The following is a 17,397-nucleotide window of genomic DNA, read 5'->3' as shown; positions in this document are numbered from 1 at the left end:
GGAGCGGGGCGTACGCGAGCGGTTCGAGCGCGATGGACCCGCCGGGTGGTGAGCCGTGCCCGTCAAGGTAGAGGATCGTTGAACGATCCCTCAATACCCATGTTGTTTCGTTCTCGTATCTGCGGTTGAATCCCGGCATGGCGGAGGTGAGGACCGAAGTGAGCGGCCTGGCCGACGACCGTGCGCTCCTCGGGCGCACCAGCACGGCCGAGCGGGTCTCGGACATCCTCAGGAGCCGTATAGCCGAGGGTTACTTCCCGCCCGGCACACGGCTCTCCGAGGACGCCATCGGCGGGGCGCTCGGCGTCTCCCGCAACACGCTTCGCGAGGCCTTCCGGCTGCTCACGCACGAACGGCTCCTCGTCCACCAGCTCAACCGCGGTGTCTTCGTGCGGGTGCTCACGGTCGAGGACGTCGAGGACATCTACCGCACGCGCCGCCTCGTGGAGTGCGCGGTCGTACGCGGACTCGGCGAGCCCCCGTACGCCCTGGACGGGGTCGCGGGCGCCGTCGCGGACGGTGTGGCCGCCGCCGCGGACGAGCGCTGGAAGGGCGTCTCCACTGCCAACATCCACTTCCACCGCGAGCTCGTGGCCCTCGCGGGCAGCGCGCGCACCGACGAGCTGATGCGCAGCGTCTTCGCCGAACTGCGCCTGGCCTTCCACGTCGTGGACGACCCGCGCCGCCTCCACGAGCCCTACCTCGAACGCAACCAGCAGATTCTTCAGGCCCTACGGGCGGGCAGCGCCGCACGGGCCGAAGAACTCCTGGCCGCCTACCTGGAGGACTCCCTCGCGGGCCTGGTCGAGGTGTACGGACGACGGGTGGGCGGGGGCGGCTGAACGGCGGCGGCGGTGCCGGGTCCGCTGCGGGTTCTGCCCGTTTCGACCGTTGTCAGACCGAGGACTTAGTCTGTGCACCGTGACTTCGCCTGCCGTTACGGACACTGCTCCGCCCCAGCTCAGCGCGGGGCCGAGGCCCGCTCAGGGCCCGGCCGCCGACGAGGGCCTGGCGCGCCGCCTGCGCGCCCTCGCCTGCACGGCTCCGCTGCACGACCTCGACGTGCGCAAGGCCAACCTCGCGGGCGAGTACACGATGTACGCGATGGCGGAGGTGGCCCTGTCGGCCATCGACCTCGTCACGCTCACCATGGACTTCGACACCGGCGCCGACCACGAGCAGATCGTCGCCCGGCTGCTGCCGCGCGTCGCCGCCCAGGCCCCGCGCCGCCCGGCCGCCGAGCACGAGCGGGTGGCTCGCTGGGTCCTGGAGAACCTGATCAACGTCGGCAGCGTCGACCGCGGCTTCCGCGCGGTGTACGGCACGTTCGCCCCCGACGGCACCTATGTCCGCAGGGACTACGACTTCAAGCTCCTCGAAGAGGTCCCCGGGTACGGCGGCAGCGTCTATCTGCGCACGACCGACGAGGCGGTCAACGTCCTGGTGGGCGCCCTCGACACCGACGTCACCAGCGCCCAGATCGCCGCCGAGGTGAAGCTGGAGGTCCTGATCAACCGCGGCAGGCTCGCCGACGCCCAGCTCGCCGCCGAGCAGGCGCGCTACCGCACGGTGCAGTATTCCGAGACGCTGCGCAAGGCCCTCGACGCCACCCGGCGCAACGTCCGCGCGGTGGACTGGCTCCAGGCCGTCCCCGACATGATCGCCGAGGCGCTCGACCACGTCGCCGACCGCTATCGCCACGAGAACGCGATCCTGACCAACATCCGCAAGGCCCGCGACGAGTCCGAGGACCCCGAGCAAAAGCGCCGCGCCGCCGAGCTGGTCGACATCGTCAAGGACTGCATCCGCCGCCACACCCAACTTCAGTCCCGTCTCCTCGAAGCGGGCCCGCTGTTCCGCGCCGAGCAGGACCGCCAGGCCTTCGCGGCACCCACCGCGCGCTCGGGCCTCGATCTGTACGGACAGCTCCTGGGCCCGCTCCTGCCGCTCCCCGTCGAGCGGGCCACGCGCGTGACGGATGCCTTCTTCGCCCGCGGGACCGGACTGCGCACGCCCGTCTCCGTCCGCGTCGGCGACCTCGTCGACATACTGCTCACGCCCCCCGTGGAGCGCGAACACCTCGGCATGGAGATGCCCGAGCCCGATCTGATCGCCACCCCGGACGACAGCCGCTTCAGCGAGGAACAGCTCGCGAGCGCCATGGAACTGCTCGACCTGCCCGCCGACGCGCCCCGCAGGCTCTCCGGCCTGCTCGCCGAGGCCCGCCTGCGCGACCCCGAACTGCCTTACTTGTTGGCCCTCCTGGCCGTCCACGCGGCCAGCCCGCCGGTCGGCACCGCCTACCGCCAGGGCGAGGAGAAGCTGCTCTTCGCCGTGGACGACGGCACCGAACTCGACGACGAGGAGTTCGGCGGCGCCGACCTCATCGTCGGCACGGCCCTCCTGGACGCCGCCGGTATGGCGGCAGGACGGACGGAGGCGGCATGACCCTGACCCGAACCCCGCCGTGCCACCTCGGCAACGCCTTCCCGTACAGCCCCAGCAAGGAGCACACGCCGTGACCGACCACCCCGCAGAGCACGCCGCGTGGGGCGAGCCGGACACCGCGGCGGCCCCCGCCGCCCCCGCGCCCGTCACCCCGGGGGACGCCGCCGACGCCGCACGGCTCGTCTCCTTCGGCCTCCAGCCCAAGCTCCAGCCCGCCCGCGACCAGGAGTACGGCGAACTCCTGCGCCGCTACCGCGAGGACCCGCCCTTCGCGCGCCTCGCCGACGCCGTGGCCGCCGGCCTCGGACTCGTCGTCCTGGAGGTCTCCCCGCGCGCGGGCATGGTCGTCACCGCCGCCGAGGACTCCGTCTTCGCCGTCCGCATGGGGGACTACGCCCGCCGCGCGGCGACCGACTCCACCGACCGGTTCCTGCACGGCCTCGCGCACCTCGCCGTCGCCGCCATGGCCTTCCCGCGCCCCGAGGACCTTGCCGACGACGGGTACATCGGCCGCGTCACGGTCAACGGCGTCGACGCCTTCGTCCGCCAGGCCTGCCGCCGCCTGGAGGAGCGCGCCGAGGAGCAGGGCGAGAACACCGACCCGGCCACCGACGCCCCCGGCCTGGAGTCCGCCTGGCGGATCTGGGCGCGGCGCAGCTCGACCGGCGCCACCAAGGACGCCCGCCGCCTCGCCGGTTCGACCACCGGCATCATCGCCAAGGCGGTCGCCTTCCTCACCGACTCCGGGTTCCTCCAGCGCACGGGCGACGACTCCGGAGGGACGTACCGCACCACGGCCCGCTATCAGCTCCAGGTGCGCGACATGGCGGGCAGCGCGGCCATGGCCGAACTGCTCGACCTGGGCGTCGTCCCCGTCACCGACGGCTCGGCGACGCTGCTGCCCCCCGAAGACACCGACGACCTGGAGCTGGCCGCGGACGCGGGACTGCCCTTCCACTCCTGAGCGACCCCGCCCCGAGGCCCGGCCCGACGCGCCGGCCACCTCACCTCCCCGCCGTTCCCCCACGACTTACGACGAGAGTCCGCCGCCATGTACGAGCTGTCCCGGATCCGCCTCTACTCCATCGGTCCGGCCGGTGCGCGCTACGCCGACACCGTGCTCGACCTGCGCGGCGTGGGCGCCGAGGTGCCCGACCCCGCACCCACGCAGGCGGAGTTCTTCGAGGACGAGCCCGTCGGCCCGCCGCGCCGCCCCGCCCCCGCCGGCGTCCTCTTCCTGGAGAACGGCGGCGGCAAGTCCGTCCTGCTCAAGCTGATCTTCTCGGTGATGCTGCCGGGCCACCGGAACACGCTCGGCGGCGCCAGCTCCGGAGTGCTGCGCAAGTTCCTCCTCGCCGACGACTGCGGGCACGTCGCCCTGGAGTGGCAGCACACCCTGACCGGCGAGTGCGTGGTCGTCGGCAAGGTCAGCGAGTGGCGCGGGCGGCAGGTCTCGAACGACCCGCGGAAGTTCGCCGAGGCCTGGTACTCCTTCCGGCCGGGACCCGGCATGAGCCTGGACTCCCTGCCGGTCGCCGAGTCCACCGCCGTCCGGCCCGCCGCCGAGGGCGCGTCGGGCGCACGGGGACGCCGGCGCACCATGAAGGGCTTCCGCGACGCGCTGACCGAGGCGGTCAAGGTCTACCCCCACCTGGAGGTGCACTGGGAGGAGATCCACGACCGCTGGAACGAACACCTCGGCGACCTCGGCCTCGACCCCGAACTCTTCCGCTACCAGCGCGAGATGAACGCCGACGAGGGCGAGGCCGCGGGCCTCTTCGCCGTCAAGAAGGACTCCGACTTCACCGACCTGCTGCTGCGCGCGGTCACCGACACCCGGGACACCGACGGCCTCGCCGACCTCGTCCACGGCTTCGGCAACAAGCTGGGCCGCCGCGCCGAGCTGATGGCCGAACGGGACTTCACCGCCGGCTCCGTGGATCTGCTCGGACGCATCGTCGAGGCCGCCGGGACGCGCTCACGCGCGCGTGACGTGCACGCGGGCGCCGAGCGCAGGACCCGCGCCCTGGCCCGCAGGATCGCCGCCCGCGCCGTCGAGGAGCGTGGCCGCGCGGCCACGCTCGCCGAGCAGGTCACGGCCGCCGCCCACACCGTCACCGAGGCCGAGCGCACCCGCGGCAAGAGCGCCCTGATCTCCGCCGAACTGGCCTACCGCCACGCCTCGCTGGCGCTCACCGCCGCGGAGAAGGCCGCCGCGGCCCAGCGCCGCGAGCTCGCCGACGCCCGTACGCTGCACTCCGCCTGGCAGGCAGCCGAAGCAGTCCTCAGACACCGCGCCGCCGCCGACCGCTCCGCGCGCGTGGCCGCCGCGATCCGCGAGGCCGAGCGCGACGCGGCGCCCGCGCTCGCCGCCCGCGCGAAGGCCGCGTCCGATCTCGTACGGGTCCTGCACACCGCGGCCGAAGGCGCCGAGAACCTCGCCAACGAAGAGGAGGAGCGCTCCGCCGCCCTCCAGGAGACCGGCGAGACCGCGCACCGCGACGCCACCGCCGCCGCGACCGAGGCCCAGCGGGCCCGCAGCGAGGCGGGACACCTGCGCCAGCGCCTCACCGAGGTCGAGCAGGAGACCGCCGAGGCCGTCCGCGCGGGCTGGCTCGACGACACCGCCCCCGACGCCGACCCGGCCCGCGCCGCCCTGGCCGCGAGCGACGCCGAGAAGACCGCGGTCGCCGCCTGGGACACCGCGCGTGAGGCCGCCCGCCGGGCCGCCGACCAGGCCAAGGAGGCCGCCGCCTGCGAAGCGAAGGCCGAGCTGACGGCCGCCCGCGCCGCCGACGCCGCGACCGCAGCCGAGGCCGCCCACGACGCCGAGCGCCGGACCGCCGAGTTCATCGCCGGGGACGAGCGGCTCGCCGAGCTGCTCAGCCTGCCCGCGAAGCACAGCGGCGGCGGCGTGCCCGCACCCCGCCGAGGGACCGACGCCCCGCGGGGGGACACCCTCACCGTGGCGGAGCTCGACCGCTGCGCCGACGACCTGCGCGCGCTCCTCGACGAAGGCGTCGCCTCCGCCGAGCGGCAGCTCTTCGACCTGCGCACCGCGGCGGCCGACGACTCCCGCATCCTCGGCGCCCTCGGCGACGGCGGACTGCTCCCGCCGGGGCCCGACGTCCTCGCCACCGTCGAGTTCCTCGGCGAGCACGGCATCCCCGCCCTGCCCGGCTGGCGCTACCTCGCGCAGGCCGTCGACCCCGCCGACCACGCACGCGTGCTCGCCGCGCGGCCCGAGCTCGTCGACGGCGTGGTCATCACCGACCCCGCCACGCACGCCCGCGCCCGCGAGGCCCTCGCCGACGCCGCGCTGCTGCCCCGCTCCGCCGTCGCCGTCGGCACCGCCGCGGCCCTCCTCGCCCCGACCCCGGGCGAACAGGCCGCGGACAGCGGCGTCTTCCTCGTACCGCCGAACCCGGCCATGCACGACGAGCACGCCGCCGACGAGGAGCGCCACGCCCTGCGCGCGCGGGCCGCCCGGCGCGACGAGGAGATCCGGGCGCTGGCCCTGCGGCTCGGCAAGGACCGCGAGCTGGCCGCCCGCCTCGCCTCCTGGCGCGGCGGCTGCCCCAGCGGACGCCTCATGGAGCTCTCCACCGCCGCCGAAGAGGCGCGCGCCTTCGCCGAAGAGGCCGAGGCCGAGCTGACCGAGGCCCGCACCGCACGCGCCGAGGCCGACGAGGCCGCCGGAGAGGCGGCACGCGTGCGTGACGAGCGGCAGGAGGCCGCCCAGCGCGCCCGGCGCGCCGCCGACGCCCTGGCGGGCCTCGCGTTCCGCCTCCGCGAGCGGGCCGGCTGGCAGGCCAAGCTGCGCGAACTGGCCGACGACGCCGCCGAGTCCGAGGCCCGCGCCCAGACCTGCCTGGACCGCGCCCGCGCCGCCGACGAGGACCGGCGAGCCGCCCAGCGCGCCGCCGACGACGCCCGCCGCACCGCCCGCGCCCTGCGCGCCGAGCGGGCCGAGATCGCCGGCGCCCCGGAGGACGTCCCGGCCGACCCCGAGGCACCGAAGTCGTCGCTGCCCGCGCTCCGCGAGGCCTACCGCGCGGCCTCGCAGCTCTACGAGAAGGTGGGCGTCGGCGCCGACCTCCGTGCCGAGCAGGCCCGCGCGGAGAGCGACGAGAGCGCCGCCCTCGCCGAGCTGAACCGGCTCAGCAACAAGGTCCGCACCCGCGCGGCCCTGCTCCTCGAAGGCACCGACGGCTCCGACGGCCCCTCCCGGCAGGCCGCCGCCGCGCGCGCGGAGGCCCAGGTCCAGCTCATCGAGGCACGCGCCGCCACCGCGAGCGAGCAGCTCGGCCGGCTGCGCGGCGAGGCCGAGCGGCACGCCCCCGAGGACGGCGAGGCGCACACCGAGCTCCCCGAGGACCTCGTCCCCGCCGACGCCGAACAGGCCCAGGCGCTCCTTCGCACCGCCACCGCTGAACTGGCCGCGCACACCGAGGCGTTGACCACCGCCAAGGACGCCCACGCCGCGCTGCTGCGCACCCACCGCGCCACCGAGGACGCCACGGGCGGCTTCGACGAGACCGCCGCACTCCTGCGCGACCTGCTGCGCGAGCACCCCGAGGACCCCGAGGAGGAGCCCGAGGCCTACCCCGGCACCCTGGAGGAGGCCCGCCAGGCCGCCGCCGAGGCACGCCGCTCGCTGCGCGGCTGCGCCGCCGACCTGTCCACCGCCGAGTCCGCCGTCCGCGAGGCGAGCGACATCCTCGTACGGCATGCCAACGCGACGCGGTACGAGCAGGTCCGCACCCCCGCCCGGCAGCAGATCCGGGAGCTGCCCGCATCCGCGCTGCCCGAGCACGCCAAGAAGTGGGCGGACGCGTTCGCGCCCCGGCTGCGCGTCCTCACCGACGAGCTGGAGCAGCTGGAGCGCAACCGCGACAGCATCGTCGACCGCCTGCGCGGCCTCGTCGAGTCGGCCCTCGCCACGCTGCGGTCCGCCCAGCGCCTGTCCCAGCTCCCCGAGGGGCTCGGGGAGTGGTCGGGCCAGGAGTTCCTGCGGGTCCGCTTCGAGGAGCCCGACCAGGCCACGCTCGTCGAGCGGCTCGGCGAGGTCATCGACGAGGCCACGCGCGCGGCGGTGAAGAAGAACTCCGACATGCGGCGCGACGGCATGTCCCTCCTGCTGCGCGGTGTGCAGGCCGCCCTCGAGCCGCGCGGCGTCGCCGTCGAGATCCTCAAGCCGGACGCCGTGCTCCGCGCCGAGCGCGTGCCGGTCGGACAGATGGGCGACGTGTTCTCGGGCGGCCAGCTCCTCACCGCCGCCATCGCCCTGTACTGCACGATGGCGGCGCTGCGCAGCAACGACCGGGGCCGCGACAAGCACCGGCACGCCGGCACGCTCTTCCTGGACAACCCCATCGGCCGCGCCAACGCCACGTATCTCCTGGAGCTCCAGCGGGCCGTCTCCGACGCGCTCGGGGTGCAGCTCCTCTACACGACCGGTCTGTTCGACACGACGGCGCTCGCGGAGTTCCCGCTGGTCATCCGGTTGCGCAACGACGCGGACCTGCGGGCGGGCCTGAAGTACATCAGCGTCGAGGAGCACCTGCGCCCGGGCCTGCCGCAGCAGGACCCGGACGGCGAGACGGTGCACGGGGAGATCACGGCGACGCGGATGTACAAGCGCCCGGCGGCGACTGCCCAGCGAGCCGCCCGGTGAGCCACTCGTGGAAGAGACCGATGTGGTGCTCGGTCGGCACGAGCACCCCGCCCTCGCGGTAGGCGCGTGACGCCATCGCGGGCTGGGTGCGCTCGCAGGCCGCGAAGTCCTGGGCGTTGACCCGGTGGAAGAGCTCCACGGACTTCGACAGGTCGGCGCCGGACGCGACGACGTCGGGGGCGTACAGCCAGTCGCACTCCACGGTCGTGCGGTCCTCGGCCAGCGGGAACATCCGGTGCAGGATCACGTGGTCGGGGACGAGGTTGATGAACACGGTGGGCTTCACGGTGATCGCGTAGTAGCGGCGGTCCTGGTCGTCCTCCACCTCGGGCAGGCGGCCGAAGCCCGCGCTGCCGTCGACCGTGAAACCGCAGGCCTCCTCGGCGAACGCGGCGCCGTGCCCCACGTAGTACTGCGCGGCGAAGCCCTCCGCGAACTCCGGGAGCACGTCCGTCAGTTCGGGGTGGATGGTCGCGCAGTGGTAGCACTCCATGAAGTTCTCGACGATCAGCTTCCAGTTGGCCCGCACGTCGTACGTGACGCGCTTGCCGAGCGCGAGCCGCTCGACGCCGTAGCGCTCGATGGACGCCGTGTCGCCCAGCCGCTCGACCGCCGAGCCGATGACGGTCTCCTCGAAGGAGGGCGGCTCCTCGGCGAGACAGACCCAGGCATAGCCCAGCCACTCCCGCAGGGCCACCTTGACCAGGCCGTACGAGGAGCGGTCCACGTCCGGCATCCTGACCAGGTTGGGCGCGGCGATCAGCTTGCCGTCGAGGTCGTACGTCCAGGCGTGGTAGGGACATTGCAGGGCCCGGCGGACCTGCCCGGACTCCTCGGTGCACAGCCGGGCGCCCCGGTGGCGGCAGACGTTGAGGAACGCGCGCAGCTCCCCGGTGCGGGAGCGGGTGAGCAGCACGCTCTCGCGGCCCACCCGTACCGTGCGGAAGGCGCCCGGCGTGTCCAGGTCGGCGCAGCGCGCCGCGCAGAACCACAGGGCCTCGAAGACGTGCTCCTGCTCCTGCCGGAAGATCTCCGGATCGGTGTAGTAGCGGCCGGGGAGGGTCGCGATGAGGCTCGGCGGCAAGGGGGTCGTCGTCACGGTTCTCGTACTCCTCAAGCGGGCGCGGCGGCCGAACGGCTGGGGTCGAAGAGCTCGATGGGGTGGCCGGTGGTGCCGTCCAGGGCCAGATCGGCGACGATCTCGCCGACCACGGGCACGAACTTGAACCCGTGCCCCGAGAAACCTGCCGCGACGGTCACCGAACCGGGGTGCGCCGGATGGCGCGCGATGACGAAGTGCTCATCGGGGGTGTTGGAGTACATGCAGGTCGCTGCCTTGAGGAAGCGGCCGGGCAGCGACGGGATCAGCCGGCCCACCTGGTCGGCCATCGCGGCCACCTCATGGGCGTGGACCGTCCGCTCGATGGTCTCCGGCGTGCAGGGCGTGCCCTTGCGGAAGAACGCCACCTTCGCGCCGCGGCCGGGCCCGTCGATGGACGGGAAGCCGTACACCTGGACGCCCTGAGCGTCCTCCCAGATGTAGATCGGGTGGTTCTCCGGCAGGAAGGGCCTCACCCCCGCCCCGCCGTCCGGCTGGAACCAGTACATGACCTGCCGCTCTATCGTGAACGGAACCCCCAGATCCGTGAGCAGCCCCGGCGCCCACGCACCCGGGCAGATCACGAGCTGCCCGGCCGTGTAGACGTCCTCGGCGGTGTGCACGCGCACTCCGTCCCGGTACGGCTCCCACCGGGTCATCGGCTCGTCGAAGTGCAGGTCGGCGCCTTGCCGGGTGGCGAGCTGGAGGTGCGCGGCGACGGTGTTCTCGGGGCGTACGAGCCCGGCCCGCGCCTCGTACAGGGCCACCTCGTCGTCGCGGGGCGTGAGGGTGGGGAAGCGGCGGCGGATCTCCTTCGCGTCGAGCAGTTCGTGCGGCAGGCCCCACCGCTCGGCGGAGAGCAGCGATCCGGAGACCGGGCGGCTCTCGGGGCGGCCGATCATCACACCGCCGCAGAGCGTGGCGATCTCGCGGCCGGTGTCCCGTTCGAGGCGGTCGTACAGCTCGTAGGAGCGCAGCAGCAGCGGTACGTAGGCGGGGTCCTCGAAGTAGGACTGCCGGGTGATGCGCGAACCGCCGTGGCTGGAGCCGCGCCGGTGGACGGGGCCGAACTTCTCCAGGCCGAGGACGCGGACACCGCGTGCGGACAGATGGTGCGCCGCGGCGCTGCCCATGCCGCCGAGGCCGATCACGATCACGTCATAGGTGGGGGACACCGGAAGCCTCCAGGCAGGTGGTCGGTCGGGGAGCGTCAGAAGGTCCCTAGCGGCGGATGCGGGTCATCTCCGGGTCGAACAGCGGTTCTTCGGCGACCGTCGCGGGCACCTTCTCGCCGAAGTACTCGATGCCGACGCCCGCGCCCGCCTCCAGCGGCGGCAGCCAGGCGTACGCGACGCAGCGGCCCAGCGTGTAGCCGTAGGCGGCGCTGGTGACATACCCGGAGGGGACGCCGTCGACGTACACCGGCTCCTTGCCGAGGACGACGGCGGCCGGATCATCGAGGAGCAGCGGGGTGAGCCTGCGCTGCGGCGCGCCCATGGCCTCCAGCGCCGCGCGGCCCACGAAGTCGCCCTTGTTCATGCGGACGGCGAAGCCGACACCCGCCTCGTAGGGGTGGTGTTCGGTGGTCATGTCGTGGCCCCAGGCGCGGTACCCCTTCTCCAGGCGCAGGCTGTTGAAGGCCGAGCGGCCGGCCGCGACGACGCCGTGCGCGCGCCCCGCCTCCCACAGCGTGTCCCACAGGTGGAGCCCCAGATCAGCGGTGGTGTACAGCTCCCAGCCCAATTCGCCGACGTAGCTCAGGCGCATCGCGGTCACCGGGACGTGCCCGATGTACGTCTCCTTGGCCCTGAAGTAGCCGAACGCCTCGTGTGAGAAGTCGTCGCGGGTCAGCGGCTGGACGAGGGCGCGGGCCAGCGGCCCCCAGACGCCGACGCAGCACGTCCCCGAGGTGATGTCCCTGAGGTGTACGTCGGAGGGGGCGTGCCGGAGCAGCCAGTCCAGGTCGGCGGGGGAGTTGGCGCCCACCTGGAAGCGGTCGGGCCCGAGCCGCGCCACGGTCAGGTCGGAACGGATGCCGCCGGCCTCGTCGAGCAGCAGGGTGTACGTGACCGAGCCCGGCCGCTTGGCGAGGTTGTTGGTGGTCATGTGCTGGAGGAAGGCGAGCGCGCCGGGCCCCGCGACCTCCAGGCGGCGCAGGGGCGTCATGTCGTAGAGGGCGACCCCTTCGCGGGTGGCGCGCGCCTCGGCCGCCGCGACGGGGGACCAGTACCTGGCCGCCCAGGCGTCGCGCTCCGGCACGTCGATGGCCTCGGTGAGAGCGGCGTTGGCCTCGTACCAGTGCGGGCGCTCCCAGCCGCCGCCCTCCAGGAAGACCGCGCCGAGCTCCCGCTGGCGGGCGTGAAAGGGGCTGACCCGTAGGGGACGCGGCCGGTCCAGGGGCTGGAGCGGATGGATGACGTCATAGACCTCGACGAACTGCCGCGCGCCGCGCTCGGCCACGTACGCGGGGGAGCGCTGGGCGTCCTCGAAGCGCGTCAGCTCGCATTCGTGCAGGTCGAGTGAGGGGCGCCCGTCGACCATCCACTCGGCGACGGCCCTGGCCACGCCCGCGGAGTGCGTGACCCACACGGCCTCGGCCAGCCAGAAGCCGCGCAGCGCACGGGATTCGCCGAGTACGGGCATGCCGTCCGGGGTGAACGAGAAGACGCCGTTGAAGCCCTCCGCGATCTCCGTCGCCCGCAGGGAGGGGATCAGCCGGCGGCAGTCCTCCCAACTCGGCGCGAAGTCGTCCCAGGTGAAGGGGTACGAGGACGGCATCGACCCGGCGTCGTCGAAGGCGGGGACCGAGAACGGATCGACGGGCAGCGGGCGGTGGGCGTACGAGCCGATGCCGATACGGTCGACATGCTCGCGGAAGTACAGGTCGCGGTCCTGGTGCCGCAGGATGGGCCGCGAGGCCTCCGTACGCGGGTCGCCCTCTCCGGCCGGCTCCGGCAGGGGAGCCGTCTTCGCGTACTGGTGGGCGAGCGGCAGCAGGGGCACGTCCACGCCGGCCATCCGCCCGATCACGGGGCCCCAGAACCCGGCCGCCGAGACGACGTGGTCCGCGGGGAAGGTGCCGCGGTCGGTGACGACGGCGGTGACGTGGTCGCCGTCCCTCTCGATGCCGGTCACGGTGTGCCGGTCCAGGAAACGTGCTCCACGCGTGCGTGCCCGTGCCATCTGCGCCCGGCAGGCGAGTACCGCGCGGGCGAGGCCGTCGTCCGGCGTGTGGAGTCCGCCGTACACCTGGCCCTCGTCGATCAGCGGCCACAGCTCCTTGCAGCGCCCGGGGCCGACGAGTTCGGCGCGCACGCCCCAGGAGGCGGCGAGACCGGCCTTGCGGTGCAGGTCGGCCCAGCGCTCGGGTGTGGTGGCCAGTTCGAGGCCGCCGACCGGATGGAAGCAGGGGAGCCCGTCCACCTCCAGGGAGCCGAACTTCTCCACGGTGTACTTCGCGAACTCGGTCATCGTCCTGGAAGGACCCGTACGGAAGACGAGACCCGGCGCGTGCGAGGTGGAGCCGCCCGGCGCGGGCAGCGGCCCCTGTTCGAGGACGGTGACGTCGCGCCAGCCGCGGGAGGTCAGCTCGTCGGCGAGCGAGCATCCGACGATGCCCGCGCCGATGACGACGACGCGCGGCCCTTCGCTCCGGGCGGGGCTCACAGGACCACCACCGACCGCAGCACCTCGCCCCGCCGCATCCTCGCGAAGGCCTCCTCCACCTGGTCGAGTCCGATCGTCTCGGAGACGAAGCCGCCCAGGTCGAGGCGGCGGCTCAGATACTGGTCGACCAGGATCGGGAAGTCCCGGGTGGGCAGCGAGTCCCCGTACCAGGACGACTTGAGGGCGCCGCCGCGCGAGAACAGATCGGTCAGCGGCAGCTCGACCACCATCTCCGGATCGGGCACCCCGACCTGCACGAGCACGCCCGCGTGGTCGCGCATGTAGAAGGCCTGTTTGTACGTGGACGGGGTGCCGACCGCGTCGATCGCGACGTCGACCCCGTGGCCGCCGGTCAGTTCGCGGACGGCCTCGACCGGGTCGGTGCCCCGTGAGTTCACGGTGTGCGTGGCGCCGAAGCGCATCGCCCCGTCCAGCTTGGCCTCGTCGATGTCGACGGCGATGACGCGGCGGGCTCCGGCCAGGGACGCCCCGGCGACCGCGGCGTTGCCCACGCCGCCGCAGCCGATGACCGCGACGGTGTCGCCGCGGCCCACCTGGCCCGTGTGCACCGCGGCGCCGTAGCCCGCCATGACCCCGCAGCCGATCAGGCCCACGGCCTCGGGCCGCGCGGCCGGGTCGACCTTCACGGCCTGCCCGGCCGCGACCAGCGTCTTCTCGGCGAAGGCCCCGATGCCCAGGGCGGGACTCAGCGCGGTGCCGTCCAAGAGCGTCATGGGCTGCCGGGCGTTGCGTGAGTCGAAGCAGTACCAGGGGCGGCCGCGCAGACAGGAACGGCACGCTCCGCAGGGGGCGCGCCAGGCGATGACCACGTAGTCGTCGGGCGCGAGGCCGGTGACGTCCGGGCCGACCGCCTCGACCGTGCCCGCGGCCTCATGGCCGAGCAGGAACGGGAAGTCGTCGTTGACGGCGCCCTCCCGGTAGTGCAGATCCGTGTGGCAGACCCCGCAGGCCTGCACGGAGACGAGCACCTCACCCGGACCGGGGTCCGGCACGACGATCGTCTGGACCTCGACGGGCGCGCCCTTTTTCACGGCGACGACGGCACGGACCTCGTGGGGCACAGCCAGACTCCTCTGCTGTTGCGTACTGCACGATGGGTTGCGCTATGAGAGACATAGTGAGAACGCCATGAAGAAGGCGTCAAGGGGGCGGAGTTAAGCGTTCGTAAAACCGTGGAACCCGGCCGATTCCCGTGCGGGAACGCGCGTGGGCGGGGCCAGGAATCCCTGACCCCGCCCACCCGCGCGAGCTCTCGGCCGACGGCCGCCCGCCCGGCGGCGCATGCCTTTCCGTGCGGCTGCCGTCAGAAGCCGTACCCCATCCGCCGGGACAGCTCCACGGCCGCCGCCACCGTCCGCTTGGCGACCTCCGTGAGGCGTTCCTCGGTCAGCCGGTACACCGGGCCGGAGGCGCTGAGCGCCCCGATGACCTTGCCGTCGTGCGCGCGCACCGGCGCGGCCACGGCGGCGAGGCCGACCTCCAACTCCTCGACGGCGACGGCGAAGCCGCGCTCCACGACGGTCTCCAGCTCGCCGCGCAGCGCCACCGTGCCGGTCACCGTCTGCTCGGTGAGGCGCGGCAGCGTGCGCGCCACCATGCCCTCGCGCAGCGTGGTGGGCAGATGCGCGAGCAGCACCTTGCCGCTGGACGTGGCGTGCAGCGGGGTGCGCCGGCCGAGCCAGTTCTGCGCGGTCACCGAGGCCGGGCCGCGGGCCTGCATGATGTTGACGGCCGCGTCGTCGTCGAGGACCGCGATGTTGACCGTCTCGCCCAGCTCGTCCGCGAGCTCACGGCAGATCGGCGCCCCCTCCTGGGAGATGTCCATGCGCACTGCCGCCGCCCCCGCGAGGCGGAGTACACCCGCGCCCAGGAAGTACTTGCCACGGTCCTTGGCCTGGCCCACCAGGCCCCGGTTCTCCAGGACGCCGAGGAGGCGGAAGGCCGTCGACTTGTGCACCCCCAACTCGTCGGCGATCTCGGTGACTCCGGCCTCGCCGTGGCGCGCCAGACTCTCCAGGACGCTCACCGCGCGGTCCACGGACTGGACGGATCCGGCCGCCGCCCTCGGCTGCCTCTCCCGTGTCTCTCCGTCCGGCTCACTGCCGTGATCAGCCTGTTTCCGCGTGCCGGTCATATCTCGACTCTCACCACCTGGCGGCTGTCTTGAGCCGCGTCTTCGGGGGGCCCTTGACGTGACGGGCACCCCGACCGGATTCTGTTGCGTATAGCGCTCCCTCATGCGCCATGTGAAACACGATGTTACCGAAGGGTCTTGACCCCAGAAGGGGTCGGGACCGGGCCGAATGACACCAGAGGGGGGCCCATGATTCCCGTATGCCGCCTCGAAGACCTCCCCGCGGGCGAATCCGTCCGCCTCGACACCACGCCGCCCGTCGCGGTGTTCAACGCCGACGGTGAGTTCTTCGCCGTCGACGACACGTGCAGCCACCAGGACGCGTCGCTGTCCGAGGGGTGGCTGGAGGGCTGCCTGGTCGAATGCCCGCTCCACGCGGCCACTTTCGATCTTCGCACCGGACGCCCCACCTGCCTGCCCGCCCGCAGGCCCGTCCGCACCCACCAGGTGTACGTCGAGGACGGCATGGTCCTCGTCAGCCTGGCCGCCGCCGAGGAGGGATCCGCCGCATGAGCGCAGCCGCCGGGGACCGCATGCGCACCGTCACCGTGGTCGGCGCCTCGCTCGCCGGTCTGTACGCCGCGCGGGAGTTGCGCGCCCAGGGCTTCGACGGGCGCCTGGTCGTCGTCGGCGCCGAACCGCACCAGCCGTACGACCGGCCGCCGCTCTCCAAGGACTTCCTCACCGGCGGGGCGGACGAGAGCCACATCGCCCTGAGCGACGCCGAGGAGACGGCGGAGCTGGCCGCCGAGTGGATCCTCGGCGTTCGCGCGCGTGCCCTCGACGCCCGCGGACGCACGGTCGTCCTCGACGACGGCCGGACGCTGCCGAGCGACGGCGTGGTCATCGCCACCGGGGCGTCGGCGCGCCGGCTCCCGGGCCCCCCGCTCGCGGGCGTCCACACCCTGCGGACCCTCGACGACGCCCGCGCCCTGCGGACGGCGCTCACCGCGGGCACCGGCCCCCGCCGCGTGGTCGTGATCGGCGGCGGCTTCATCGGGGCCGAGACCGCGTCGTCGTGCGTGGCGCTCGGCCATGACGTCACTGTCGTCGAGGCGGCACCGCTCCCGCTCGCCGCCCAACTCGGCGCCGAACAGGCACTGGCCTGCGCCCAACTGCACGCGAACGCCGGGGCGCGCCTCCTGACGGGCATCGGCGTGACCGCACTGCGGGGCGCTCCGCAGGGACCCGCGGCCGCTGCCCGCGTCACCTCCGTGGAACTGTCCGACCATCGCGTGCTCCCCGCGGACCTGGTCGTCGTCGGCATCGGGGCGGCACCCAACACGGACTGGCTCGTCGGCTCTCCCCTCTCCCTGGACGACGGTGTGCTCTGCGACGACGGCTGCGTCACCGCACTGCCCCACGTCGTGGCCGTGGGAGATGTCGCCCGCACCGGCGGAACACGCGCCGAACACTGGACGAGCGCCACCCAGCAACCCCGCGTGGCCGTACGGAACCTGCTCGCCGGACGCACGGTCGAGACGGCGCGCCCCCTGCCGTACTTCTGGTCGGATCAGTACGGCACCCGCATCCAGTTCGCCGGGCGGCGGCGCGAGCGCGACACCGTACGCCTCGTCGAAGGCTCCCTGGAGACTCCGCACGAGGGCTTCCTGGCCGTCTATGAACGCGCGGGCCGCACCGTGGCGGCTCTCGGGGTCGGCCGCGCCCGGCCGTTCATGAAGCTGCGCAGGAACCTCATGGCCGCCTCGGTCGCAGCCACGGCCCCGGTCGCCGCCTCGGCCCCGGATTTCGCGGGGGAGCCCGCGGGAACCTGAGTCCGTCCGCTCACCCGGCCCCGCGGGCGCGCCGCGGCGGATCGGCTCAGGAGTGCGACAACTGCCCCGCTCCATCGCGTCCGCGTATACGTATACGTATGCGGGTCTTGCCGCGGGCCGCGATCCGGGCCTGCCTGCGGGCCCGGCGCCGCTCACGCCGCAGCCGCCGTGCCGTACTGCTCGGCATCGACACCACGCCGTGCCGCTGATTCCACACCTGACGGGTCACCCATACGTCGAGGACGCCCCATGTGGCCGCGACCGTGCTGGCCACGCTGCTCAGCACCATCGGGAAGGCGAGCCAGGAACCGGCGAGCGTCGCCAGGACGGCGACCATCGCCTGCACCAGGGTGACCGCCACTATGATCACGGCCCGCACGGCCGCCGTCCGCACGGGATCGGGCAACCGCCTTCTGCGGGCGGGCTCCTCGACCCACAACGGCGGGCGTGGCGCCGCACTCGCCCGCTCCCGCCGGGTGGACTCCCCGACCTCCCCGACCTCCGCGGCCCTCGTGGCCCCGCTGCCCTCCGACGCCCTGTGGCGCTCTGCCGTGCCCATCATTTCGTCACTCCCCCC

The 17,397-nt window shown here is 73.6% G+C and carries 12 protein-coding genes; 6 read left to right on the top strand and 6 right to left on the bottom strand.

The genetic code is table 11. The annotated features are described in order from the left end of the window. Positions 1–137: 137 nt before the first annotated feature. The 4 genes from ACRAKF_RS07805 (at position 138) to ACRAKF_RS07790 (ending at position 8,125) form a co-directional block, all read left to right on the top strand. A complete protein-coding gene (locus ACRAKF_RS07805) occupies positions 138–842 on the top strand; it encodes a GntR family transcriptional regulator (RefSeq protein WP_447036196.1) in 705 nt (234 codons plus the stop codon). A 79-nt stretch (positions 843–921) separates the two neighbouring features. Next, positions 922–2,448: a hypothetical protein gene (locus ACRAKF_RS07800; RefSeq protein ID WP_447036195.1), complete on the top strand. Its 1,527-nt coding sequence runs from the start codon at positions 922–924 to the stop codon at positions 2,446–2,448. A 70-nt stretch (positions 2,449–2,518) separates the two neighbouring features. Next, positions 2,519–3,412, top strand: a complete 894-nt coding sequence (locus tag ACRAKF_RS07795) for a hypothetical protein (RefSeq protein ID WP_447036194.1) — start codon at positions 2,519–2,521, stop codon at positions 3,410–3,412. A gap of 87 nt (positions 3,413–3,499) precedes the next feature. Next, the gene (locus ACRAKF_RS07790; protein WP_447036193.1) at positions 3,500–8,125 is read left to right on the top strand and encodes a hypothetical protein; all 4,626 of its coding nucleotides are present in this window, start codon (positions 3,500–3,502) and stop codon (positions 8,123–8,125) included. Here the strand turns inward: ACRAKF_RS07790 and ACRAKF_RS07785 are convergent. From ACRAKF_RS07785 to ACRAKF_RS07765, 5 genes are all read right to left on the bottom strand, one after another. Beyond that, on the bottom strand, positions 8,067–9,224 hold the full coding sequence (locus ACRAKF_RS07785) for an aromatic ring-hydroxylating oxygenase subunit alpha (RefSeq protein ID WP_447036191.1): 1,158 nt from the start codon (positions 9,222–9,224) through the stop codon (positions 8,067–8,069). The genes ACRAKF_RS07790 and ACRAKF_RS07785 overlap by 59 nt on opposite strands. Before the next feature lie 14 nt (positions 9,225–9,238). Next, complete coding sequence (solA, locus tag ACRAKF_RS07780; RefSeq protein ID WP_447036190.1) at positions 9,239–10,399, bottom strand: N-methyl-L-tryptophan oxidase; 1,161 nt, start codon at positions 10,397–10,399, stop codon at positions 9,239–9,241. 46 nt (positions 10,400–10,445) lie between these two features. Continuing rightward, the gene (locus tag ACRAKF_RS07775) at positions 10,446–12,890 is read right to left on the bottom strand and encodes a GcvT family protein (protein ID WP_447036189.1); all 2,445 of its coding nucleotides are present in this window, start codon (positions 12,888–12,890) and stop codon (positions 10,446–10,448) included. Next, positions 12,887–13,972 (bottom strand): S-(hydroxymethyl)mycothiol dehydrogenase, encoded by a 1,086-nt coding sequence (locus ACRAKF_RS07770; RefSeq protein ID WP_447036188.1) that lies wholly within the window; start codon positions 13,970–13,972, stop codon positions 12,887–12,889. The genes ACRAKF_RS07775 and ACRAKF_RS07770 overlap by 4 nt, the downstream gene beginning before the upstream one ends. A gap of 242 nt (positions 13,973–14,214) precedes the next feature. After that, complete coding sequence (locus tag ACRAKF_RS07765) at positions 14,215–15,045, bottom strand: IclR family transcriptional regulator (protein WP_447036187.1); 831 nt, start codon at positions 15,043–15,045, stop codon at positions 14,215–14,217. Between the two features lie 189 nt (positions 15,046–15,234). Between ACRAKF_RS07765 and ACRAKF_RS07760 the strand changes: the two genes are divergently transcribed. Further along, the gene (locus ACRAKF_RS07760; protein WP_447036186.1) at positions 15,235–15,558 is read left to right on the top strand and encodes a bifunctional 3-phenylpropionate/cinnamic acid dioxygenase ferredoxin subunit; all 324 of its coding nucleotides are present in this window, start codon (positions 15,235–15,237) and stop codon (positions 15,556–15,558) included. Positions 15,559–15,578: 20 nt separating this feature from the next. Further along, on the top strand, positions 15,579–16,820 hold the full coding sequence (locus ACRAKF_RS07755) for an NAD(P)/FAD-dependent oxidoreductase (RefSeq protein WP_447041860.1): 1,242 nt from the start codon (positions 15,579–15,581) through the stop codon (positions 16,818–16,820). Positions 16,821–16,866: 46 nt separating this feature from the next. Here the strand turns inward: ACRAKF_RS07755 and ACRAKF_RS07750 are convergent, their stop codons facing one another. Further along, positions 16,867–17,379 carry a hypothetical protein gene (locus ACRAKF_RS07750; protein ID WP_447041859.1) on the bottom strand — a complete coding sequence of 171 codons (513 nt, stop codon included), beginning with the start codon at positions 17,377–17,379 and terminating at the stop codon, positions 16,867–16,869. Between the last annotated feature and the right edge of the window lie 18 nt (positions 17,380–17,397).

Source organism: Streptomyces sp. DSM 118878, assembly GCF_052936595.1.
This window is presented reverse-complemented; position numbering and strand designations above follow the sequence as displayed.

Bases quoted from the DNA above. Each gene is read 5' to 3' on its own strand.
- ACRAKF_RS07805 (WP_447036196.1), top strand. From the start codon at position 138: ATGGCGGAGGTGAGGACCGAAGTGAGCGGCCTGGCCGACGACCGTGCG.
- ACRAKF_RS07790 (WP_447036193.1), top strand. From the start codon at position 3,500: ATGTACGAGCTGTCCCGGATCCGCCTCTACTCCATCGGTCCGGCCGGT.
- ACRAKF_RS07765 (WP_447036187.1), bottom strand. From the start codon at position 15,045: ATGACCGGCACGCGGAAACAGGCTGATCACGGCAGTGAGCCGGACGGA.
- ACRAKF_RS07760 (WP_447036186.1), top strand. From the start codon at position 15,235: ATGATTCCCGTATGCCGCCTCGAAGACCTCCCCGCGGGCGAATCCGTC.
- ACRAKF_RS07755 (WP_447041860.1), top strand. From the start codon at position 15,579: ATGCGCACCGTCACCGTGGTCGGCGCCTCGCTCGCCGGTCTGTACGCC.
- ACRAKF_RS07750 (WP_447041859.1), bottom strand. From the start codon at position 17,379: ATGGGCACGGCAGAGCGCCACAGGGCGTCGGAGGGCAGCGGGGCCACG.